The sequence below is a fragment of the Rhizobium sp. BK591 genome (assembly GCF_014195045.1).
Classification (GTDB): Bacteria; Pseudomonadota; Alphaproteobacteria; order Rhizobiales; family Rhizobiaceae; genus Rhizobium; species Rhizobium anhuiense.
In genome coordinates this window covers 187603-201718 of record NZ_JACIAZ010000002.1, presented here as the reverse complement: position 1 = coordinate 201718, position 14116 = coordinate 187603, and the positions used below count along the sequence as shown (strand labels likewise).

General features: G+C 62.6%; 10 protein-coding genes. 9 read left to right on the top strand and 1 reads right to left on the bottom strand.

All coding sequences use genetic code 11. The annotated features are described in order from the left end of the window. Positions 1 to 88 precede the first annotated feature (88 nt). The 9 genes from FHX10_RS08020 to FHX10_RS07980 all read left to right on the top strand — a co-directional run bounded on the left by FHX10_RS08020 (position 89) and on the right by FHX10_RS07980 (position 13228). On the top strand, positions 89 to 1978 hold the full coding sequence (locus FHX10_RS08020) for an ABC transporter ATP-binding protein (RefSeq protein ID WP_097595629.1): 1890 nt from the start codon (positions 89 to 91) through the stop codon (positions 1976 to 1978). Next, positions 1978 to 3885, top strand: coding sequence for an ABC transporter substrate-binding protein (locus FHX10_RS08015; protein ID WP_028755866.1), 1908 nt, complete (start codon positions 1978 to 1980; stop codon positions 3883 to 3885). Before FHX10_RS08020 ends, FHX10_RS08015 begins: the two co-directional genes overlap by 1 nt. Positions 3886 to 3888: 3 nt before the next feature. Continuing rightward, the gene (locus tag FHX10_RS08010) at positions 3889 to 4887 is read left to right on the top strand and encodes an ABC transporter permease (RefSeq protein ID WP_028755865.1); all 999 of its coding nucleotides are present in this window, start codon (positions 3889 to 3891) and stop codon (positions 4885 to 4887) included. Beyond that, positions 4887 to 6059, top strand: a complete 1173-nt coding sequence (locus FHX10_RS08005; RefSeq protein ID WP_165932225.1) for an ABC transporter permease — start codon at positions 4887 to 4889, stop codon at positions 6057 to 6059. Before FHX10_RS08010 ends, FHX10_RS08005 begins: the two co-directional genes overlap by 1 nt. A 96-nt stretch (positions 6060 to 6155) precedes the next feature. Beyond that, positions 6156 to 7364 (top strand): glycosyltransferase family protein, encoded by a 1209-nt coding sequence (locus FHX10_RS08000; protein ID WP_097595627.1) that lies wholly within the window; start codon positions 6156 to 6158, stop codon positions 7362 to 7364. A gap of 9 nt (positions 7365 to 7373) precedes the next feature. Then, on the top strand, positions 7374 to 8621 hold the full coding sequence (locus tag FHX10_RS07995; RefSeq protein WP_097595626.1) for a glycosyltransferase: 1248 nt from the start codon (positions 7374 to 7376) through the stop codon (positions 8619 to 8621). Continuing rightward, positions 8618 to 9763: a glycosyltransferase family protein gene (locus FHX10_RS07990; protein WP_097630781.1), complete on the top strand. Its 1146-nt coding sequence runs from the start codon at positions 8618 to 8620 to the stop codon at positions 9761 to 9763. The genes FHX10_RS07995 and FHX10_RS07990 overlap by 4 nt, the downstream gene beginning before the upstream one ends. A gap of 182 nt (positions 9764 to 9945) precedes the next feature. After that, entirely contained in the window at positions 9946 to 12660 is a 2715-nt protein-coding gene (locus FHX10_RS07985; protein WP_097630782.1) for an ABC transporter ATP-binding protein, read from the top strand. Positions 12661 to 12760: 100 nt separating this feature from the next. Beyond that, positions 12761 to 13228 carry a cyclic nucleotide-binding domain-containing protein gene (locus tag FHX10_RS07980; protein WP_003563501.1) on the top strand — a complete coding sequence of 156 codons (468 nt, stop codon included), beginning with the start codon at positions 12761 to 12763 and terminating at the stop codon, positions 13226 to 13228. Positions 13229 to 13271: 43 nt separating this feature from the next. Here the strand turns inward: FHX10_RS07980 and FHX10_RS07975 are convergent, their stop codons facing one another. Then, positions 13272 to 14012: a metallophosphoesterase gene (locus FHX10_RS07975; protein WP_028758801.1), complete on the bottom strand. Its 741-nt coding sequence runs from the start codon at positions 14010 to 14012 to the stop codon at positions 13272 to 13274. Between the last annotated feature and the right edge of the window lie 104 nt (positions 14013 to 14116).

Genomic DNA, 14116 nt, shown 5'->3' with positions numbered 1-14116 from the left:
TCCTGTGATTGTCATCTGCTAGACACCCCGTTTGCGGTACGATAGTGTGCCTTAACGGGAACACAGAAGACTGGGGAATTTCATTGGTATGGCGTCTGCGGCCGATTTGTTGCGTATTGAAAATCTCGACGTCTCCTTCTCGGTTTTCGGCGACCGACTTCGTGTCGTAAAGGAAGCCAATCTTCGCATCCTTCCGGGCAAGGTCACCGCTCTCGTCGGTGAATCCGGCTCCGGTAAATCGGTGATCAGCCAGTCGATCATGGGCATCCTGCCCAATCCGGCGAAGGCTTCCGGCCGTATCCTGTTCACCGATCCGCTCGACGGCAGCACGACCGATATCCTGTCCTTTCCACGCGACAGCGAGGAAATGCGCGATCTGCGCGGCCGGCGCATGGCGACGATCTTCCAGGAGCCGATGACCTCGCTCTCGCCGCTGCATACGATCGGCAACCAGATCAGCGAGGTGCTGCTGATCCATACCGAGGTCGACAAGCAGGAAGCGCGCGAGAAAACCGAGGAGATGCTCGGCCTGGTCGGTTTTACCAATCCGCATCGCACCTACGACATGTATCCGTTCGAACTGTCCGGCGGCATGCGCCAGCGCGCGATGATCGCCATGGCGCTGATCTGCAAGCCGGCGCTCTTGATCGCCGACGAGCCGACGACGGCGCTCGACGTGACGATCCAGGCGCAGATCCTCGAATTGCTCCGCGAGCTGCAGGCCAAGCTCGGCATGGCGATGCTGCTCATCACCCACGATCTCGGCATCGTCGCCAACATGGCCGACGAGGTGGTCGTCATCTATCATGGCGAGATCATGGAAGCCGGGCCGGTCGAGGATATCTTCCGCAATCCGCAGCATCCCTATCTCAAGGGCCTGATGGCCGCCGTTCCGCATTTCGACATGAAACCCGGCGAGCGGCTGAAAGCGCTGCGCGATGTGACGGTCAATCTCGAAGCCCTCGTCGGCAAGAAGAAGTCGCTCCAGGCAGAGGCGCCGGGCATCCTGCTTTCCGTCGCCAACCTCTCGAAAACCTACAAGACACGCAAGCGCAGTTTCTTCGGCAAGCACGAAGCCACCGTCTTGCGCGCCGTCGACGACGTCAGCTTCGACATTCGCCGCGGCGAATGTCTGGGCCTCGTCGGGGAATCCGGCTGCGGCAAGACGACGCTTAGCAAGATCCTGATGCGCGCCATCACGCCGGACGGCGGCGCGGTGGTGTTCAACGACGGCAAGGAGGTCGTCGACGTCCTCTCCGTCAAGGGCGCCGAACTGCAGGACATGCGCACCAAGATCCAGATGGTGTTCCAGGATCCGGTCTCCTCGCTCTCGCCGCGCATGACGGTGCGCAACATCTTGAGCGAACCCCTCGAGATCCACGACCGCGGCGACAGCGCCGAGCGCAAGCGCAAGGTCGAAGGGCTGATGGCGGCCATCGGCCTCGACAAGCGTTATCTCAGCCGTTATCCGCACAGTTTCTCGGGCGGCCAGCGCCAGCGCATCGGTATCGCGCGCGCTCTCGCGCTCGGCCCGAAGCTCGTCATCCTCGACGAGCCGGTCTCGGCCCTCGACGTCTCCGTGCAAGCGCAGATCCTCAACCTGTTGAAGGATCTGCAGAAGGAGCTGGGGCTGACCTATCTCTTCATCTCGCACAATCTCGCCGTCGTCGATTACATGGCCGACCGCATTGCGGTGATGTGCAAGGGCCGCATCGTCGAGATCGCGCCGCGCGAAATCATCCTGCGCGATCCGGTGCACCCCTATACGAAATCGCTGCTCGCCGCCGTCCCCTTCCCCGATCTTGACCGGCCGCTCGATTTCAAGGCGCTCCGGGAAAACGGCGCCGCCGACAAGCAGAACTGGGGCAAGACCTTCACCGCCGAGCATGACGACGCTTCCGAACTTGCCTATGCCGATCTCGGCGACGGCCATCTGGTGCGCGCCCGCAAGGGCGCCGATGCCAAGGAGTTGCGCTGATGGTAACGCGTCGCACGTTTCTCGGCGGCCTCGTCGGTGCGGCAATCGCGCCAGCGGTGCTTCGGGCCGAACAAGCCGGCGAGCCGGAATTCCTGAAGGAGCGGCTCGCAGCCGGCAGCCTGCCGCCGATGGCAGAGCGCATTCCTGCCCGCCCGCGCATCGTCAATCTGAAGGAGATGGGGCTTCAACCCGGCAGCTACGGCGGCACGGTGCGCACCATCATCGGCAGCCAGCGCGACATCCGCTTCATGACGATCTACGGCTATGCCCGCCTCGTCGGCTACGACAAGCACCTGCAGTTCCAGCCGGATATCCTCGCCGCCTTCCAGTCCGAGGAGGACACAGTCTTCACCTTCACGCTGCGCGAAGGCCATAAATGGTCCGACGGCCAGCCGTTCACCGCCGACGATTTCCGCTACTGGTGGGAAGACGTCATCCTGAACGACAAGCTGACCCCGGGCGGCGGCGCTCTGGAGCTTCGCCCGCACGGCAGCCTGCCGCGCTTCGAAGTGCTCGATCCGCTGACCGTGCGCTACACCTGGGAAAAACCCAACCCGATGTTCCTGCCGACGCTGGCAGGGCCGCTGCCGCTCGTCATCTGCGGTCCCGGTCATTATCTCAAGCAATTCCACAAGAAATTCCAGCCGGACCAGGCGAAGCTGGACGAGCTGATGAAGACCTATCGCGTCAAGAAATGGCAGGATCTGCACATCAAGATGGCGCGCTCCTACCGTCCGGAAAATCCGAACCTGCCGACGCTCGATCCCTGGCGCAATACGACGGCGCTGCCGGCCGAGCAGTTCGTCTTCGAGCGCAACCCGTTCTTCCACCGCGTCGACGAGACCGGCAGGCAGCTTCCCTATCTCGACCGTTTCATCCTCAACGTCTCCTCCTCGTCGATCATCGCCGCCAAGGCCGGAGCCGGCGAAGCCGACCTGCAGGCGACCGGCATCGATTTCAACGACTACACCTTCCTGAAGGAGGCCGAGAAGCGCTTCCCGGTGAAGGTCGATCTGTGGAAGCTGGCGCGCGGCTCGCGCATCACGCTGTTGCCGAACCTCAACTGCGCCGACGAGGTGTGGCGCGGTCTCTTCCGTGACGTGCGCCTGCGCCGGGCGCTGTCGCTGGCGATCAACCGGCACGAGATCAACATGGTCGCCTTCTACGGTCTCGGTACCCCGAGCGCCGATACCGTCCTGCCCGACAGCCCGCTCTTCAAGCAGGAATATGCCGATGCCTATGTGAAATTCGATGCCGACGAGGCCAACCGCCTGCTCGACGAACTCGGCTTGAGCAAGCGTGGCGACGACGGCATCCGGCTGCTGCCGGACGGGCGGCGCGCCGAGATCACCGTCGAGACCGCCGGCGAAAGCAATCTCGACACCGACGTGCTGGAACTGGTGCACGACCACTGGGCCAATATCGGCCTGGCGCTCTATACCCGCACCTCGCAGCGCGACGTCTTCCGTAACCGCGCCATGAGCGGCTCGATCATGATGTCGATCTGGTACGGCCTCGACAATGGCGTGCCGACGGCCGACATGTCGCCTGCGGGACTTGCGCCGACGCTCGACGATCAGCTGCAATGGCCGCTCTGGGGCATGCATTACCTCTCGGCCGGCCAGGAGGGCGTCGCACCCGACCTGCCGGAGGCAGCCGAACTGGTCGACCTGCTCAGCCAATGGGGGGCGGCGCCGAAATTCGAGGAGCGTCAGGTGATCTGGCACAAGATGCTGTCGCTCTATACGCAGCAGGTGTTCTCGATCGGCCTCATCAACAGCACGCCGCAGCCGATCCTTCGCGCCGCCAAGCTGCAGAACCTGCCGGCGAGAGCGCTCTACGGCTTCGATCCCACCTCCTATCTCGGCGTCTACATGCCGGATGCATTCTGGTACAAGGAGGCCTGAGGCGTGCTCAGATACATTCTCTGGCGCATCGCCGCCATGGTGCCGACGCTCTTCGTCATTTCGGCGCTGGTCTTCACCATCATCGAGCTGCCGCCGGGCGACTTCTTCGAGAGCCAGATCGCCGAGCTGCGCGCTTCCGGCGAGACCGCCAATCTCCAGGAAATCGAGGAGATGCGCCAGCAATACGGCTTCGACAAGCCGGAAATCGTGCGCTATTTCTACTGGGTCGGCGGCATGCTGCACGGCGATTTCGGCTATTCCTTCGAGTACCAGCTGCCGGTCTCCGACGTGGTCGGCGAACGGCTCTGGCTGACGATCCTCGTCTCCTTCACGACGATCCTGCTCACCTGGCTGATCGCTTTTCCGATCGGCATCTATTCGGCCACGCATCAGTACAGCTGGGGTGATTACGGGCTGACATTCCTCGGCCTGATGGGCATCGCCATTCCGAATTTCATGCTGGCGCTGATCCTGATGTATTTCGCCAACATCTGGTTCGGCGTCTCGATCGGCCATCTGATGGACCAGCAATATATCTCGGCGCCGATGAGCTGGGAGAAGGCACGATCGATCCTCTCTCACCTCTGGATCCCGGTCATCATCGTCGGCACGGCGGGAACGGCCGGCATGATCCGGCGGCTGCGCGCCAACCTGCTCGACGAGATGCAGAAGCAATATGTCGTCACCGCCCGCGCCAAAGGCCTGCCGCCGCTCAAAGCGCTGGTCAAATATCCGCTGCGCATGGCACTCAATTTCTTCGTCGCCGATATCGGCTCGATCCTGCCGTCGATCATCTCCGGCGCCGAGATCGTCGCCATCGTGCTGTCGCTGGAGACGACCGGGCCGATGCTCATCAAGGCGCTGCAGAGCCAGGACATGTATCTCGCCGGCTCCTTCCTGATGTTCCTGGCCTTCCTCAACGTCATCGGCGTGCTGATCTCCGACATCGCGCTCGGCTTCCTCGATCCCCGCATCCGTCTGCAAGGCAGGAGCACCAAATAATGTCGCCCCTTCCCGCACCCGGCGCGCCGCTGCCGCACTACGTCTCGACCGCGCCCTTCGATCCGCACGCGACCGAAACCATGACGGCAGCGCAATCGCGCATCCATCTCGCCTCGCAGAAAAAGCTGATGTGGTGGAAGTTCAAGCAGCACAGGCTGGCCTTGATCTCCGGCATCTTTCTCGCCGCCATCTACCTGATGATCCTGATCGTCGAGTTCCTGGCGCCCTACGGCCTGCACACGCGCAACGTCGATTTCATCCATGCGCCGCCGCAGACCATCCATTTCTTCGACAAGGGCAGCTTCGTCGGGCCCTTCGTCTATGGCCGCAGCATGACGCTCGATATCGACACTCTGCATCGCGTCTATGCCGACAGGCCGAACGACGTGCAGCCGATCCGTTTCTTCTGCCGCGGCGATGGCTACAAGTTCTGGGGCGTCGTCGCCTCCGACTATCACCTCGTCTGCCCGGCGATCGGTGGCCAGATGTTCCTGCTCGGCACCGACCGGCTCGGCCGCGATGTGCTCTCGCGCATCCTCTACGGAGCGCGGATATCGCTGACGATCGGCCTGATCGGCATTTCGATCAGCTTCGTGCTCGGCATCGTCATCGGCGGGCTTGCCGGTTATAGGGGCGGCGTTTTCGATCTCATCGTCCAGCGCCTGATCGAAGTGCTGCAGTCGCTGCCAAGCCTGCCGCTGTGGATGGCGCTGGCCGCCATCATGCCGGTGACGTGGAGCCCGATCGTCATCTATTTCGGCATCACGGTGATCCTCGGCATCATCGACTGGACCGGGCTAGCGCGCGCCGTGCGCTCCAAACTGCTGGCGCTGCGCGAAGAGGATTACGTGCAGGCCGCACAGCTGATGGGCGCCAGCACGCCGCGCATCATCGGCCGGCATCTGGTGCCGGGTTTCATGTCGCATCTCATCGCCTCGGCGACAATTTCGATCCCCGGCATGATCCTCGGCGAAACCGCGCTCTCCTTCCTCGGCCTCGGCCTTCGTCCGCCGATCACCAGCTGGGGCATTTTGCTCACCGAAGCAAAAAGCGTCAGCGTCATCGCCTTTTATCCTTGGCTGCTCTATCCGATCATTCCTGTTGTTCTTGTCATTTTGGCGTTCAACTTTCTGGGAGACGGCTTGCGTGATGCGGCAGATCCCTACAAATAGCAGAAAGCTCGGCGGCGCCTCACGGCGCCGCCCCCGCCTTGCGGCCTCCGGACGGTGGGGGTGCTAAGTATGTTGCTCACCCCAGAAGGGATGCCCATGTCCAGACGTCTCGAAGATGCGCGCATCCTCATGTACAGCCACGACACATTCGGTCTCGGCCATCTGCGCCGCTGTCGCGCCATTGCCCATGCTCTGGTCGAGGATTATCGCGGCCTCAACATTCTGATCATTTCGGGTGCCACGATCGCCGGCGCCTTCGACTACCGCGCCCGCGTCGACTTCGTGAAGATCCCGAGCGTCATCAAGCTGCGCAACGGCGAATATACGTCGCTCGCCAGCCATATCGACCTGCACGAGACGCTGAAGATGCGCGAATCGAGCATCCGCCACACCGCCGAGACTTTCCAGCCCGATATCTTCATCGTCGACAAGGAGCCGATGGGGCTGAAGGGCGAGGTCGAGGATACGCTCGCCTATCTCAAGGCCCGCGGCACCGTCCTGGTGCTCGGCCTGCGCGAGATCATGGATGCGCCGCATCTGCTCGAGGCCGAGTGGAAGAAGAACAGCATCATGCAGAAGATCGACCAATATTACGACAGCGTCTGGGTCTATGGCCCGCCTGACTTTTACGATCCGCTGATCGGCCTCGACGTGCCGGCGAGCCTGCGCCGGAAGATGGATTTCGTCGGCTTCCTGCAGCGCAGCGTCTCCAAGGGCAAGACCTCGATCAATGCCCGCAAGGATAAATACCTCCTCGTCACCACAGGCGGCGGCGGCGACGGCTCCGATCTCGTCCACGACGTCATGAACGCCTACGAGGCCGATCCGACGCTGACGCAGAAGGCGCTCGTCGTGCTCGGGCCCTATATGCCGGCGGCCGAGCGCGCCAAGCTGGTGCAGAAAGGGGAAGCCATCCCCTATATCGAGGTGATCGAGTTCGACAATCACATGGAAGAGCTGATCGACGGCGCCACCGGCGTCGTCGCCATGGGCGGCTATAACACCTATTGCGAGATCCTCTCCTTCGACAAGCCAGCGCTTATCGTGCCGCGCGTCAAGCCGCGCGAGGAACAGCTCCTGCGCGCCAAGCGCGCCAGCGAACTCGGCCTCGTCGACATGCTGCTGCCGGACCAGTCGGTCAACCCGATCATCATGGCCGAGGCGCTGAAGCGCCTGCCCTCCCGCCAGCCGCCTTCGAAGAGCGGCGGCAATATGCGTCTCGAAGGGCTGGACCACATCTCGCAGACCGTCGCCCGCTGGATTGACGGCCGCGGCAGCCATCTTTCCCTCGTCGGCGCGGAATAGGGCACAGCCTTGCCACCACGCCGCAAGATCCTCGTCGTACTGAAAGGCTATCCCCGCCTTTCGGAAACCTTCATTGCCCAGGAGTTGCTCGGCCTCGAAAAGGCCGGCTTCGACCTCACGCTGATTTCCATGCGCCGGCCGACCGACAGGAAGCGTCATCCCGTGCATGACGAGATCAAGGCGAGGGTCGTCTATCTGCCGGAATATCTGCACGAGGAGCCGATCCGCGTGCTGAAGGGCCTGATCGCCGGCTTCTCCAAACCCGGCTTCACGGCGCTGATCAAACGCTTCCTCGCCGATCTCAAGCGCGACATCTCCCGCAACCGCTTCCGCCGTCTCGGCCAGGCGCTGGTGCTGGGGCGCGAATGGCCGGATGGCGGCGAATGGCTGCATGCGCATTTCATCCACACGCCGGCCTCGGTGACGGAATATGCAAGCATCCTGACGGGTACGCCCTGGACCTGTTCGGCGCACGCAAAGGACATCTGGACGTCGCCGGACTGGGAACTGCACGAAAAACTCGGCAGCGCCCGCTGGGCAGTCACCTGCACCAGGACGGGCTACGAACACATGCGGGAATTGACCGACCGAAAGGATTCGGTGCATCTGAGCTATCACGGTCTGGATCTTGCCCGCTTCGGCCATTTTGCCGGCGAACGGTCGGACCGCACCGGCAGCGACCCCGACGATCCGGCCTTCATCCTCAGCGTCGGCCGCGCCGTCGAGAAGAAGGGCTATGACGTACTGCTGCGGGCCCTGGCCCTGCTGCCCGCCGACATGCACTGGCGCATGGACCATATCGGCGGCGGCGAGGAGCTCGCAAAACTGAAAGTCCTGGCCACCGAACTCGGCATCTCCGGTCGCATCGTCTGGAAAGGCGCTTTGGCGCAGGACGAGGTGCTCGACCATTACCGCCGCGCCGACCTCTTCGCGCTGGCCTGCCGCATCGCCGCCAACGGCGACCGCGACGGCCTGCCGAACGTGCTTGTGGAAGCCTCGAGCCAGCGGCTCGTCTGCCTCTCGACCGACGTATCCGGCGTGCCGGAGCTTTTGAAGGACGGTGAAAACGGCCTCGTCGTGCCGCCCGAGGATCCGGCGAAGCTCGCCGAAGCGCTGGAAGCGGCGATCCGCGACCCGGCGCTGCGCAAGCGGCTCGGCGATGCGGCCGAACGCCAGGTGCGTCAGCATTTCGACTATCACTGCAGCATCAGACAGCTCACCGGCCTGTTCGAGGCCGAATGGCAGAAGGCCTCATGACGGCACCACGCATCTTCTTCTACGTCCAGCACCTGCTCGGCATCGGCCACATCGCCCGCGCCAGCCGTATCGCCAATGCGCTGGTCAAGGACGGCTTCGACGTGACCGTCGTGACCGGCGGCCTGCCGGTGCCGGGTTTTCCCGCCGAGGGCATCAAGACCGTCGCCTTGCCGGCGGTCGTCGCCAGCAATGCTGGCTTCTCCGGCCTCGCCGATGCCGATGGCCGGCCGGCCGGCGAGGAGTTCCTCAATGCCCGCCGCGAGCGGCTGCTCGAGGCCTTTCATGCCGCAAGGCCCGATGTCGTGATCATCGAAGCCTTCCCCTTCGGCCGGCGGCAGATGCGCTTCGAACTGCTGCCGCTGCTTGCCGCGATCGAAAAGGCCGAACCCCGGCCGAAACTTGTAAGCTCGGTGCGCGACATCCTGCAGGAAAACCGCAAGGCCGGCCGCGACGCCGAGACCGTCGCACTGGTCAAGGAGCATTTCGATGCCGTGCTCGTCCATGGCGATCCCGGCTTCGTCAGGCTTGAGGACACCTTCCCGCTGACACCCGAGATCGCCGACAGGCTGCGTTACACCGGCCTCGTCGCACCTCCACCGGCGCCGGAACCGATCGAGACCTTCGACATCATCGCATCGGCGGGCGGCGGCGCGGTCGGCGCCGAACTGATCGGCGCGGCAAAACAGGCGGCAGCGATGCTGCCCGATGATCTTCGCTGGCTGCTGATATCAGGCCCGAACCTGCCGGAGGCCGATTTCGCCGCGCTGTCGCGGGACGCGCCCGCGAATGTGACGCTGGTGCGCTTCCGCAGGGATTTTCCCTCGCTGCTGCGCGGCGCGAAGGTGTCGATCTCGCAAGCGGGCTACAACACGGTCGGCGATCTCCTGCGCACCCAATGCCGGGCGATCCTCATCCCCTTCGTCGCCGACGGCGAGACCGAACAGACGGTGCGCGCCGAACGGCTGCAGGCGCTTGATCTTGCCGATATCCTGCCGGAAAAGGGACTGACGTCGGGCCATCTGAAGGAGGCTGTCGAAAAGGCGCTTGCAGCGCCGCGACGGCGGTCGGCATTGCTCGATCTCGCCGGGGCGGAGAAGACGGCCGGCATCATTCGCTCACTGATTGCCGAATCGCTCGCCTAATCCAAAATTCCTGTGATATAAGCAAAGTTCCGGCGAGAATCGGCGTTTCTGCAGCCGGTCGCTTCGCCTTGTTTTCATTGCGATATCGGCGGTCCGGCTGCATGGTCCTGTTCTCAAGCTTCCTCCCTGTCCCGGCGCCCGGATCGCGCCCCCGGAATATCCCAGCAAGCTGACGGTTAGCCATGGAAAAAAGCCTCGCCCGCTACATCTGGAAGAACACGCGGCTGCAGCAGCTGTGGATTCTGGCTGTCGTCGCCGCCTCGATGGTGCCCTACTTCCTGTCCTTCGACCTACCGAAGCAGATCGTCAACGGACCGATCCAGGGCGACGGTTTCGAAGGTCCCGGGGCAAAGCAGACGTTCATGCACATTGCCTACGACATTCCGCTGATTGGCCATGTCGAATTCTTTCAAGGGTTGCAGCTCAACCGCTTCCAGATGCTGATGGCCCTCAGCCTGGTGTTTCTGGCGCTCGTGGTGCTGAACGGCCTCTTCAAGTTCTACATCAACACCTATAAGGGCCGGCTCGGCGAGCGCATGCTGCGCCGTATCCGCTTCGAGCTGATCGACCGGGTGCTGCGTTTTCCGCCCATTCACTTCAAGCGGGTCAAATCGGCCGAAATCGCTACGATGATCAAGGATGAGGTGGAGCCGATGGGCGGCTTCACCGGCGATGCCTTCGTCTCGCCTGCCCTTCTCGGCGGCCAGGCGATCACGGCGCTCGCCTTCATCATCGTCCAGAATTTCTGGCTCGGCATGATCGCCGCCGGCATCGTCGGCGTGCAGGCCATCGTCATTCCCCGCATGCGCAAGCGTCTGCTGGAGCTCGGCCGCCAGCGGCAGCTGACGGCACGCGAGCTTTCCGGCCGCGTCGGCGAAATCGTCGAGGGCATCGGCACGATCCACGGCAACGACACGTCAAACCTCGAGCGCGCCGACATCGCCTCGCGGCTCGGCCGGATCTTCTCGATCCGCTACGACCTTTACCAGTGGAAGTTCCTGGTGAAGTTCATCAACAACTTCCTCGCCCAGGTGACACCCTTCCTGTTCTACGCGATCGGCGGCTATCTGGCGCTGCAGGGCCGGCTCGACATCGGCCAGCTCGTCGCGGTCATATCGGCCTACAAGGACCTGCCCGGCCCGCTGAAGGAACTGATCGACTGGGACCAGATGCGCCAGGACGTGCAGGTGAAGTACCAGCAGGTCTATGAGCAGTTCAACGTCGAGCCGCTGATCGACAGCCGCATCCAGGAACTCGCCACTGCCCCGGTGGGCGCACTGACGAGCGCGCTCGTCGTTACCAACCTGTCGCTCTCCGACGACAGCGGCGCCCGCCTCGTCGACCACGTCTCCGTCGAGATCAAGCCGAACGAAACGGTGGCGATCGTCGGCCCGAACGGCAGCGGCGCCGAAGCCTTCGCCGAAGCGCTCGGACGCATGGTCTGGCCGGATTCCGGCCGCATCACCATCGACGGCCGCGATCTGCTGGACCTGCCGGAATCGATCACCGGACGGCGCATCTCCTATGCCTCGGCCGACACCTTCTTCTTCCACGGGACGCTCGCCAGCAATCTGCTTTACGGACTCAAGCACGCGCCGATGACCGATCCCGTCTATGACGAGAGGGAAGCGCTGGAATATAAATGGCATTCCGCCGAGGCGGTGAAGGCCGGCAATCCGACGCTCGACCTCAACAGCGACTGGGTGGACTACAAGGCAGCCGGGGCCAGCGGGCCCGAGGACCTGCTGAAAGCGATCCGCCCGGTGCTCGACGCTGTCCTGATCTCACAGGACATCCTCGATCTGGCGCTGCGCTCGACCGTCAACACCGACGTGCATGTCGCCGTCAGCGACCACGTCGTGGCGCTACGCGCCTCGCTGCGGGACCGGCTGCGCGACGAAGGGCTCGACACGATCGTCGTGCCTTTCGATTTCGACGCCTATAACGCCCAGGCGACGGTTGGCGAGAACCTGCTCTTCGGCACGATGAAGCGGCCTTTGATGACCAATCGCCGGCTTGCCGCCCATCCCTATTTCCAACAGCTGTTCCGCGAGACCGGCCTCAGCACCGATCTCTACGCCATGGGCCTCGAAATCGCCGAGAACGCAGTGGAACTCTTCCACGACCTGCCGCCAGACCACCCCTTCTTCCAGCAACTGACCTTCATGACGGCGGACGACATTCCGACCTATCAGGCGCTGCTGCAGAAGCTGCAAAGCCGCCGCTTCGAGGACGCAACGCCTGAGGAACGGTCGGCCATCATCCGGCTGAGCTTTGCCTATATCGAGCCGCGCCACCGCTTCGGCCTGTTGACGGACGAGCTGATGGACAAGATCGTCAGCGCCCGCAAGCAGTTCCACGAGCATATACCGGCCGATCTCGCCGAGCTGATCGAGCGCTACGACGCCGAACGTTTCACCCCTTCGGCAAGCCTGATGGACAATGTGCTCTTCGGCCGCATCGCCTATCAGCAGGCCGATGCCTCCGACCGCATCCGCGGCATCATGGGCGAACTCTTCGACGCGCTCGACCTTTACGACGACGTGCTGTCGATCGGCCTCGAATTCGACGTCGGCTCCGGTGGCAAGCGGCTGACCATGGTGCAGCGGCAGAAGCTGAACCTTGCCCGCGCGCTCCTGAAGCGCTCGGACTATTTCATCTTCAACCGGCCGCTCTCGGCGCTCGACCAGCGCGTTCAGGATCGGATCACCCGTAACATCATCGAGGATCTGCACGAGGAAGGCCAACGGCCGGCGATCATCTGGGTGCTCTCCAATGCCCGGCTGGCGGAGATGTTCGACCGGATCCTGCTCTTCGACCGCGGCGGATTGGCCGAAGCCGGAAACTATCCCGAACTTTCCGAGAAAAACGGGATGTTCAAGGAACTGTTATCGTAATATTCTATAGGGGCGGCGATAATGGGCGTTCCCGGCGGGACGCCTCGGAGTTTGAAGACGCCTGGTCCCGCGGACCCTGCGTTAGGGGGTAAAAACGCTCATGCTGTTGAGAGACGAAGTCGAAATGCTGCGACGGGTGCCGATCTTTTCCAGGATCGCACCAGCAAAGCTCAAGCTTTTGGCCTTCACCTCCGACCGCATGACCTACAAAGCCGGGCAAAACCTCTTCCATCAGGGCGATGTCGGCGACGCTGCCTATGTCATTCTTTCGGGCACCGCCGACATCATCGTCTCCTCACCGGCCGGCGAGATCAAGGTCGCCGACGTCGAACTCAATTCCATCGTCGGCGAAATCGCCATCCTCTGCGACGTCTCGCGCACGGCAACGGTGCGCGCCACCTCTCCACTCGAGGTGCTGCGCATCAGCAAGGAGCACTTCCTGAAGCTGCTCAGCGATTTCCCCGAGATGGCGGTTGAGATCATGCGGGTGCTGGCCGACCGCCTGAACCACACCACGGCGGAACTGACCGCGGCGCGGGCGGCAAAGCAGCCGCAGATGGCGCAGTAAAGGGCCAGACCACCTTACCTATCAGAGATGACGGCGGCAGATCTTAGTCACAGGTCTGCAAAAGCTTCATCCGACCGCCTTGGATGAGAAGCGCGCTCAACACACCTGTTTCGCAAGCCCCGCTGTCCAAGTTGATCCTGTGTTGATCGCTGAGATCGACATGAGCGATGGGCGTGTGACCATGTATGACAGCCAGGCCATTTTCATATGGCCCCTTCGAAGAAAGCCACGGCTCACGAATCCACGCAAGCGTTTCGACGGTCTGATGATCTATCGGAACCTCTACGTCTATGCCCGCGTGGACGAAAAGCAGTTTTCCAAGCTGCAGCTTGAGAGGCAGAGAATGTAGCCATTCAATGGTATCGCCACCTAAGAGGACCGCCACCCTGTCTTCCCATCTGCCTCGTGGATCAACGCCAAGTTCCTCAAAGAATTCGGTACCGCCATTCATCAGCCAACGGTGCATCATCTTGGCGTCAGGCGTGCGAAGCAACTGAAGCAATCGATGTTCATGATTTCCGATGAGGGTGCAGTTGGTCGCGCCGGGAATGCCCTGCATGGCCAATCTGAGCGCCCGTAAGCTTTCCGGGCCACGGTCGATCAGATCGCCCAGATGGATGCAATAGGCAGCGCCCGGAGAGATGAGGTCAAATTCCTGCACAATACCGACGTGCATCTCTTTCAGAAGATCCGCACATCCATGAACGTCGCCTATCGCGCAGATAGCCGTCTCTTCATCGATCTTGCGGATCGAGGGCATCCACTCTGAACGGACTGTGACCATTTAACCTTGCCCAGGATAGATATCCTCTGAGGGATAACGAAGTTCATCCCAAAGGCCAAGGTGACCACGCTATCTTGAGGGCTGGAAGACGGCGGCGCCCATTT

Bases quoted from the DNA above. Each gene is read 5' to 3' on its own strand.
- FHX10_RS08020 (WP_097595629.1), top strand. From the start codon at position 89: ATGGCGTCTGCGGCCGATTTGTTGCGTATTGAAAATCTCGACGTCTCC.
- FHX10_RS08015 (WP_028755866.1), top strand. From the start codon at position 1,978: ATGGTAACGCGTCGCACGTTTCTCGGCGGCCTCGTCGGTGCGGCAATC.
- FHX10_RS08005 (WP_165932225.1), top strand. From the start codon at position 4,887: ATGTCGCCCCTTCCCGCACCCGGCGCGCCGCTGCCGCACTACGTCTCG.
- FHX10_RS08000 (WP_097595627.1), top strand. From the start codon at position 6,156: ATGTCCAGACGTCTCGAAGATGCGCGCATCCTCATGTACAGCCACGAC.
- FHX10_RS07990 (WP_097630781.1), top strand. From the start codon at position 8,618: ATGACGGCACCACGCATCTTCTTCTACGTCCAGCACCTGCTCGGCATC.
- FHX10_RS07985 (WP_097630782.1), top strand. From the start codon at position 9,946: ATGGAAAAAAGCCTCGCCCGCTACATCTGGAAGAACACGCGGCTGCAG.
- FHX10_RS07980 (WP_003563501.1), top strand. From the start codon at position 12,761: ATGCTGTTGAGAGACGAAGTCGAAATGCTGCGACGGGTGCCGATCTTT.
- FHX10_RS07975 (WP_028758801.1), bottom strand. From the start codon at position 14,012: ATGGTCACAGTCCGTTCAGAGTGGATGCCCTCGATCCGCAAGATCGAT.